The organism is Streptomyces sp., assembly GCF_036566765.1.
Taxonomy (GTDB): Bacteria; Actinomycetota; Actinomycetes; order Streptomycetales; family Streptomycetaceae; genus Streptomyces.
The window spans coordinates 1-7,915 of record NZ_DATCVQ010000095.1 but is presented as its reverse complement, the minus strand read 5'-3'; the positions used below and the strand labels follow the sequence as shown (position 1 = coordinate 7,915).

The 7,915-nt window shown below is 73.0% G+C and carries 8 protein-coding genes and 1 other RNA gene; 2 read left to right on the top strand and 7 right to left on the bottom strand.

Annotated elements, in window-relative coordinates:
- On the bottom strand, positions 1-254 hold a 254-nt coding region (locus tag VIU94_RS05310; RefSeq protein WP_331908056.1), incomplete at its 3' end, for an ABATE domain-containing protein.
- 173 nt (positions 255-427) lie between these two features.
- Between VIU94_RS05310 and VIU94_RS05305 the strand changes: the two genes are divergently transcribed.
- Positions 428-907 carry an anthrone oxygenase family protein gene (locus tag VIU94_RS05305; protein WP_331908054.1) on the top strand — a complete coding sequence of 160 codons (480 nt, stop codon included), beginning with the start codon at positions 428-430 and terminating at the stop codon, positions 905-907.
- Positions 908-973: 66 nt separating this feature from the next.
- On the opposite strand, the gene VIU94_RS05300 is transcribed toward VIU94_RS05305, so the two are convergent.
- From VIU94_RS05300 to VIU94_RS05290, 3 genes are all read right to left on the bottom strand, one after another.
- Complete coding sequence (locus VIU94_RS05300; RefSeq protein WP_331908052.1) at positions 974-2,113, bottom strand: uroporphyrinogen-III synthase; 1,140 nt, start codon at positions 2,111-2,113, stop codon at positions 974-976.
- 75 nt (positions 2,114-2,188) lie between these two features.
- Positions 2,189-3,541 carry a nitrate/nitrite transporter gene (locus VIU94_RS05295; protein ID WP_331908050.1) on the bottom strand — a complete coding sequence of 451 codons (1,353 nt, stop codon included), beginning with the start codon at positions 3,539-3,541 and terminating at the stop codon, positions 2,189-2,191.
- 181 nt (positions 3,542-3,722) lie between these two features.
- Entirely contained in the window at positions 3,723-4,718 is a 996-nt protein-coding gene (locus VIU94_RS05290; RefSeq protein ID WP_331908048.1) for a LysR family transcriptional regulator, read from the bottom strand.
- Positions 4,719-4,800: 82 nt separating this feature from the next.
- Between VIU94_RS05290 and VIU94_RS05285 the strand changes: the two genes are divergently transcribed.
- The gene (locus tag VIU94_RS05285; RefSeq protein ID WP_331908046.1) at positions 4,801-6,042 is read left to right on the top strand and encodes an MFS transporter; all 1,242 of its coding nucleotides are present in this window, start codon (positions 4,801-4,803) and stop codon (positions 6,040-6,042) included.
- Positions 6,043-6,103: 61 nt separating this feature from the next.
- Here VIU94_RS05285 and ssrA read toward each other — a convergent pair.
- The 3 genes from ssrA to VIU94_RS05270 form a co-directional block, all read right to left on the bottom strand.
- Positions 6,104-6,473: a transfer-messenger RNA gene (gene ssrA, locus VIU94_RS05280) on the bottom strand.
- A 132-nt stretch (positions 6,474-6,605) separates the two neighbouring features.
- Positions 6,606-7,148 (bottom strand): SsrA-binding protein SmpB, encoded by a 543-nt coding sequence (gene smpB / locus VIU94_RS05275; protein WP_331908043.1) that lies wholly within the window; start codon positions 7,146-7,148, stop codon positions 6,606-6,608.
- Positions 7,149-7,166: 18 nt separating this feature from the next.
- A partial coding sequence (locus VIU94_RS05270) for a S41 family peptidase (RefSeq protein WP_331908041.1) occupies positions 7,167-7,915 on the bottom strand: 749 nt, incomplete at its 5' end.

Genomic DNA, 7,915 nt, shown 5'->3' with positions numbered 1-7,915 from the left:
AGGCGGTCCAGGGCGGCCGGGTCGGGTCCGGCGCCCTGGAGCTGGGCGTGGACCAACGCTGCGACGCAGTCGCCGAGTTCGCGGAAGCGGGCGACCCAGCGGGCGTCCAGGGTGTGCAGCGGGGTGACGCCGGGGACCAGGCCCGCGGTGTGCAGCCAGCGGTCGAGGGCGTCGGCGCGGTCGGGCGGCTGGGCGGCCAGGTCCAGGCAGATCCGTCCGGCGTCGATCCGTGCCACCGGGAGCCCTACGGGCATGTCCCTGTCACCACCTCGCGCTCGGGGGACGGTCGGTGCGGTGCCGCCCACCAGAGTGCCCACCCCGGGCGTCCGCGACTAGACCCGCGGCGGAGGATCGTCGTGGACTCCCGCGTATGGAACGTGGACGCAATTCCATGGATCTTGGCGCGTACGGGCGATTGACTGTGCCCATGACAGACAACAGGGGCGGGACAGGACGGGGCGCCGTGCTCGGCGCGGCGACGGCGGCGACGGGACTGGTCGCGGGGGTGTGGCTGGCGTACGTGTGCTCGGTGATGCCGGCACTGGCGCGCAGCGACGACCGGACCTTCGTCGAGGTGATGCGGAACATCAACGACGTGATCCAGAACCCGGTCTTCTTCACGCCGTTCTTCGGGGCGCTGGTCCTCACGGGGGTCGCGGCCTGGCAGCAGCGCCGCACCCCGGCGAAGGGCTGGGTGATCGCGGCGCTCGTGCTGTACGTCGCGGTCTTCGTGGTCACTTCGGCGGTCAACGTGCCCCTGAACGACGCCCTCGCGGCGGCCGGGAACCCGGCCCGGCTCCGCGCGGACTTCGAGTCCCCGTGGGTCGCCTGGAACCTGGTCCGCGGGGTGCTGACCGCGGTGGGCTTCGGCTGCCTGCTCCGGGCGATGCGGCTGCGGGAGCACTGAGGCGAGGACCGACGGGGGCACGAGCGGAAGGACGCGTAGGGCGGGTGGGGCCGAGCCCCACCCGCCCTACGCGTCCGCGTACTTCGTCTCCGACGGGGTGTCCAGCGCCAGGCGGTAGCCGCGCTTGACCACCGTCTGGATCAGCTTCGGCGCGCCGAGCGCCGTGCGGAGGCGGGCCATCGCCGTCTCCACCGCGTGCTCGTCGCGGCCCGCGCCGGGCAGCGCGCGCAGCAGGTCCGCCCGCGAGACGACCCAACCGGGCCGACGCGCCAGGGTGTTGAGCAGGGCCATGCCGGCCGGCGGTACGGGACGCAGCTCCCCGTCGACGAGGACCGCATGGCCGCGGATCTCGACCCGACGGCCGGCCACCGGGAGCGTACGGGCCCGGGACGGCAGCTCCTGGCAGAGCAGTTGCACCAGCGGCCCCAGCCGGAACCGCTCCGGCTGCAGCGTGTCGATCCCCTGCGCCTGGAGCGGCAGCGCGGTGACCGGCCCCACGCAGACGGCGAGCACGTCGTGCCGCAGCGCCGCGAGCAGCTCCACGAGCACCCCCCGGTCCTCGGCCCGGGTCAGCAGCGAGGCCGCCGCCGGGGCGCTGGTGAAGGTCACCGCGTCCAGCGAGCCGGCCAGCACCCCGTCGAGCAGCCGGTCCAGCGGACCGAGGTCCTCCGGCGGCATCCACCGGTACACCGGCACCCCGACGACCTCCGCGCCCCCCGCCGTCAGCGCCTCCACGAACCCCGGCAGCGGCTCCCCGTGCAGCTGGAGGGCGATGCGGCGGCCCGCCACGCCCTCCCCGAGCAGCCGCTCGAGCACCTCCGCCATGGACTCCGAGGACGGCGACCAGTCCTCGGTGAGCCCCGCGGCCCGCACCGCGCCCTTGACCTTCGGCCCGCGGGCCAGCAGCTCCACGCCGCGCAGACAGGCCAGGAGCTCGTCCCCGTACCCCCAGCCCTCGGCGGCCTCGATCCAGCCGCGGAAGCCGATCGCCGTGGTGGCGACGACGACGTCCGGGGCGTCGGCGATCAGTTCCTTCGTCGCGGCCAGCAGCTCCGCGTCGTCGGCGAGGGGGACGATCCGCAGCGCCGGCCCGTGCACCACGGCGGCGCCGCGGCGGCGCAGGAGCGCGGCCAGCTCGTCCGCGCGCCGCGCCGCCGTGACGCCGACGGTGAACCCCGCGAGGGGCCCCTGCTCTTGCTCGTACATGAGGACCGAGCCTGACGGCGCCGCGTGACAGTCTCGGTCCTCCTGCATTTCCCGGTCGTTACGGACCACCGCGGATCACACCCCGGCGAATCCGCGCTGCGGCTCCGTCTCGGCCGTCTCCGCCGTGTCGGGCACCGCGGCCGGCCGGCGAAGGTATACCGCCCAGGTGACCACCATGCACGCGGCGTAGAAGGCCAGGAAGGCGACGAAGGCGGAGGTTCCGGTGCCGGCGCTCAGGAAGGACTGCCGGAAGGCGAGGTTGATGCCGAGCCCGCCGAGCGCCCCGACCGCGCCGATCAGGCCCATGGAGGCCCCGGAGAGCCGGCGGCCGTACGCCTCCGCCTCCTCCCCCGCCAGGCCCTTGCGGTGGCCCTGCGCCAGGAAGATCGCCGGGATCATCTTGTACGTGGAGCCGTTGCCCAGGCCGCTGAGGACGAACAGTCCGATGAAGCCGACGAGGAAGACGGTCAGCGACTCGATCACGGAGGCGTAGACGACCACGCCGGTCGACGCGGCCATCGCGGCGAAGGTGCCGAGCGTGATCCGCGCGCCGCCGTACTTGTCCGCGAGCGAGCCGCCGACCGGCCGGATCAGGGAGCCGAGCAGCGGGCCGATGAAGGTGAGCGAGGCGGCCTGCAGCGGGGTCCGGCCGAACTGGGTCTGCAGCACCAGGCCGAAGGCGAAGCTGTACCCGATGAACGAGCCGAAGGTGCCGATGTACAGGAAGGACATGATCCACGTGTGCTTGGCCGTGGCGGCCTGCTTGACCGCGCCGGTGTCGTTCTTCACCGGGGCCAGGTTGTCCATGAAGAGCGCGGAGCACAGCGCGGCGACGACGATCAGCGGGATGTAGACGCCGAGCACGATCCGCGGGTGCGCGGCGCCGGCGGTGCCGATGACGAGCAGGCCGACGAGCTGCACGACGGGGACGCCGATGTTGCCGCCGCCCGCGTTGAGGCCGAGCGCCCAGCCCTTCTTGCGGAGCGGGAAGAAGGCGTTGATGTTGGTCATCGAGGAGGCGAAGTTTCCGCCGCCGACCCCGGTGAGCGCGGCCACCAGCAGGAACGTGTTGTACGAGGTCCCCGGCTCCATCACCGCGTACGCGACGCCGGTCGGCAGGAGCAGCAGCACCGCGCTGACGATCGTCCAGTTCCGGCCGCCGAAGCGGGCGACGGCGAAGGTGTACGGGATGCGGATCAGCGCGCCGACGAAGGTGGCGGTGGCGATGAGGAAGAACTTGCCCGCCGGGTCGATCCCGTACTGCGGCCCCATGAACAGGACCATCACCGACCACAGGGTCCAGATGGAGAATCCGATGTGCTCGGAGAAGACGGAGAAGAGCAGGTTGCGCTTGGCGATCCGCTCCCCCTGTTCACGCCAGAAGACCTCGTCCTCAGGCTCCCACCGTTCGATCCATCGGCCGCCCATATCGCACCTCCGCGCTGTCGGATCCCAGAGCGTCCAGAGCCCTGGACCTCTTGCACTCCCGAAGGTAGGGAGGGCGCGTTTCAGGCCGGTTCCGGAGACGGGCCGAGAGGTGACGATAACGGAACCTTGCTCTCACCCTGGGACGGGGCGGGGTGTGAGACCCATGCTGAGACGGCGCGGCTCACGATGTGGGCAGGCCGGACGCGCCGGGCCGGTGCGTGGGCAGGCCGGGCTCGCCCTCCGGGAGCCACGCGCCCGGCGGGCGGGCGTGCCAGCCCTCCCGGGCCCCGATCTCCGCCGCCGCCTTGCGCAGAGCGTCCAGACCCGGGTGCCGCAGCCCCCTGCGCGACACCAGCCAGACCGGGGAGAGCGGCACGGGGTCGGTCAGCGGCCGCAGCACGCAGCCCGGCATCTGCGGGAAGTCGACGACGGCGAGCACCGGGGTGCGGTTCTTGGCCATCAGCCGGCGGAACTCCTCCTTGCCGACCGCGAGCGGCGCGGGCGGGGCGACCGCGATGCCGCGCCCGGCGAACAGCCGCGTGGCCAGATCGGTCCACTCGACGGTGCGGTCGTTCCCGGCGCCCGCGTAGATCCGCTCCCCCGCGAGGGCGTCGAGCGGGACCTCGGCCAGGCCGGCGAGCGGGTGGTCCTCGGGCAGGATCACGGCCATCGGCTCGTACCGGACGAACTGCGCGTCGAGCCGCGCCCGCAGGGCCGCGCCGAGCCCGCCGTACCAGCCGAAGGAGACGTCCAGCCGGCCGGCCAGGATCTCCCCCGCGGCCCAGGTCAGACCGCTCTCGTAGCGGGCCATCAGCTCCTGCTCGGGGGCGAGTTCGCGGGCCCGCGCGAGGACCGCCTCGGTGGCCAGGCCCGGGCTGTTGAGGTCGACGAGCAGCGGCCGGGCCTCGGCCCGAAAGGCGTCGGCGAGCGCGTCGTGGGCGGCGAGGACCTGCCGGGCGTACGGGAGCAGCCGCGCGCCGTCGGGGGTGAGGGCGACCTGCCGGGTCGTACGGACGAACATCACCGCGCCCAACTCCCGCTCCAGGCGGCGGATGTCGCGGCTGAGGGCCTGCTGGGCCACGTACAGCCCGGCGGCGGCGCGGGTGAAGTGCAACTCCTCCGCGACGGCGAGGAAGGCACGGAGCAGACGCGGGTCGAGGTCGGAGGAGGAGGCCACGCGGCATTCAACAACACAGGTGCGTGAATGGCCACCGGTTAGGTGTTGGACCGGGCCCGGCCCCGCCCCCGAACCTTGATCCATGCCGCAGACGACCCTCACCCTGACCCCGCACGGCCCGGCACTCGGCCCCCGCTACCGCGAGCCCGCCCCCCGGCGGACGAGCACCAACCCGTACGTGCGGCTGTTCGCCCTCCCGGGCACGAAGGCCTTCACCGCGGGCAATCTGGTCGCCCGCCTGCCGATGGGCATGTTCGGCGTCGCCGCGGTGATCATGATCGCCGGGGCGTACGACTCGTACGCGCTGGCCGGCTCGGTCACCGCGACCGGGCTGGCCGCGACGGCGGTCGTCGCGCCCTGGACGGCGCGGCTCGTCGACCGCTACGGGCAGGCCCGGGTGGCCGTCCCGGCCACCGTCCTGTCCGTCCTGGGCTCCCTCGCGATGCTGCTGTGCGTACGGGCGGGGGCGCCGGCCTGGACGCTGTTCGTCTGCGCCGTGGCAACCGCGACCGCCCCCAACACCGGCGGGATGTCGCGGGCGCGCTGGGCCCACCTGTACCGGGACGACCCGGCGGCCCGGCACACCGCGAACGCGTTCGAGCAGGCCGCGGACGAGCTGTGCTTCATGATCGGGCCGGTGCTCGCCGCGTTCCTCTGCTCGGCGCTCTTCCCGCAGGCGGGCACGCTGGTGGCCGCGGCGCTGTTCCTCGGCGGGGTGCTGATCTTCGCCGCGCAGCGCTCGACGGAGCCGCCGGTGGCGCCGCGCACCTCGGCCGGCTCGCCGCTGCGTGCGCCGGGCATGGCGCCGCTGCTCGGCGTCTTCCTGGCGACGGGCGCGGTGTTCGGCTCGATGGAGGTGGTGACGCTGGCGTACGTGGACGGCCCGGTCGCCGGCCCGGTCCTGGCGCTCCAGGCGGCGGGCTCGTGCGCAGCGGGTCTGGCGTACGGCCGCGTCCGGCGCACGGCGGGCCTGTCCGGCTGCCTGGCGGCGATGACGGTCCTGATGGCGCTGCCGCTGCTCGCCGCCGCGACCGGCTCGCTGCTCGCCCTGGCGGGCGCGCTGCTGGCGGCCGGCATGGCGACGGCCCCGACGATGGTCACGGGCATGTCGCTGGTCCAGAAGCTGACCCCGCCATCGCAGCTCAACGAGGGCATGACCCTCGCGGTGACCGCCCTGCTGGGCGGGATCGCGGCCGGCTCGGCCACGGGCGGCTGGGCGGCCGAGCACGCGCCGGCGATGGCGTACGGCTACGTCGCCCCGCCGCTGGCGGCGGGCCTGGCCCTGCTGGTGTGCGTGGCCGCCCCGCGCGCGCGGCGCGCCTGACAGGCGGGCATGACAAAGGCCCGGCGGTCGTGAGACCACCGGGCCTTTGCCCACATGGGATGAGTGGAGATGGCGGGAATCGAACCCGCGTCCAACGGTGCAGAATCAGGGCTTCTCCGTGTGCAGTCTGGTACGAGTTTCTCAGCCCTCCGGATCACCCAGACAAGTCCGGAACGGGCTCAGTCACTGTTTGATTTCCTCACCGGCCCCGTGACCGGGCCGGCGAGTTTAGATCCCTTGATGATGCCAGGATCCGGGTCGGGATCACCCCCGGGCTGACACTTCGCAAGTCGCTACTTAGGCAGCGAGGGCGAAGGAATCGCGCTTGGTGTTGGCGATTATTGGTTGCGACATATGGTTTACGAGATCATTGCCGCTTCCTCGACACGCTTCCCCTGCTTCGACATCCGCTGTCGAAACCGATCATCCCCATGTTGTTTTTTCAAGGTGTGCACCCGCTGTGAGGTGCGTGGCCCATCGTACGTGACCAACGCGCGCGCTCGCCAGCGTATTCCGCGCGGTCAGGCGCGGGACGCCCGACGGACGGGGCCGACGGCGCGTGGTCAGACCGCCTGGGCCGCCCGCTGGCGCCGCTTCGCCGCCGCGATCGCCCGGCTCGTCTCGCGGGTGTCCTGCTTCTCCCGCAGCGTCTGCCGCTTGTCGTACTCCTTCTTGCCCTTGGCCAGCGCGATCTCGCACTTCACCCGGCCGCCCAGGAAGTACAGCGCGAGCGGCACGATCGTGTGACCGGTCTCCTGCGCCTTCGACTCCAACTTGTCGATCTCGGCGCGGTGCAGCAGCAGCTTGCGCTTCCGCTTCGCCGAGTGGTTCGTCCAGCTGCCCTGGGAGTACTCCGGCACGTGCACGTTGTGCAGCCACGCCTCGTGGCCGTCGATCTGGACGAAGCCGTCGACCAGCGAGGCCCGGCCCATCCGCAGCGACTTCACCTCGGTGCCCATGAGGACCACACCGCACTCGTAGGTGTCGATGATGTGGTAGTCGTGGCGCGCCTTCTTGTTCTGCGCGATGAGCTTGCGCTCCGGCGCCTTGTCCTGGGTGTTCTTCTTCGCAGGCTTGCCCTGCACGTTCACGAGTCCCTTTGCCATAGTGCGGTCATTTTCGCACTACGACCCGCCCCTGAGGCCACTCAATACCGTGCGGGCCTGCTTCTCGGCCCGCTGACCCGAGCCGTCCCCGACGGCGAGGTCCGGGACGATCCCGCGGCCGTCGACGCCGCGCCCGGCGGGCGTGCGGTAGTGACCGACGGTGAGCTCGGCGACGGAGCCGCCGGGGAGGGTGCTGGGCATCTGCACGGAGCCCTTGCCGAAGGTGCGGGCGCCGACGGTGACCGCCCGGCCCCGGTCCTGGAGGGCGCCGGTCAGCAGTTCGGCCGCGCTCATCGTGCCGCCGTCGATCAGCGCGACCACGGGTCTGCGGGTGTCGCCGCCGCTCTGCGCGTACACCGCGCGCTGCTCGCCGTCCACGTCGTACGTGGCGACCAGGCCGCCGTCGAGGAAGGCGGAGGCGGCCACGGCGGCCTCGGCGACCAGACCGCCGGAGTTGCCGCGCAGGTCGAGCAGGACGCCGGCGCCGGCCGGGGCGGCCCGTACCGCCTCCCGTACCCGCTCGCCCACGCCCTTGGTGAAGGCGGCGACCCGGATCAGCACCGCGCCGTCGTCGAGCCGCACCACGGTGACCGGCTCGGTCGCCAGACGGGCCCGGTGCAGGGTCGCGGTCCAGGCGGAGTGGCCGCGCTCGACGCCCAGGGCGACGGCGGAGCCGGCGACGCCGTCGCCGCGCAGCAGGGACACGACCTCGGAGACGGACAGCCCGTCGACCGGGCGGCCGTCGACGGCGCGCAGCCGGTCGCCGG

Bases quoted from the DNA above. Each gene is read 5' to 3' on its own strand.
- VIU94_RS05285 (WP_331908046.1), top strand. From the start codon at position 4,801: ATGCCGCAGACGACCCTCACCCTGACCCCGCACGGCCCGGCACTCGGC.
- smpB (WP_331908043.1), bottom strand. From the start codon at position 7,148: ATGGCAAAGGGACTCGTGAACGTGCAGGGCAAGCCTGCGAAGAAGAAC.
- VIU94_RS05305 (WP_331908054.1), top strand. From the start codon at position 428: ATGACAGACAACAGGGGCGGGACAGGACGGGGCGCCGTGCTCGGCGCG.
- VIU94_RS05295 (WP_331908050.1), bottom strand. From the start codon at position 3,541: ATGGGCGGCCGATGGATCGAACGGTGGGAGCCTGAGGACGAGGTCTTC.
- VIU94_RS05300 (WP_331908052.1), bottom strand. From the start codon at position 2,113: ATGTACGAGCAAGAGCAGGGGCCCCTCGCGGGGTTCACCGTCGGCGTC.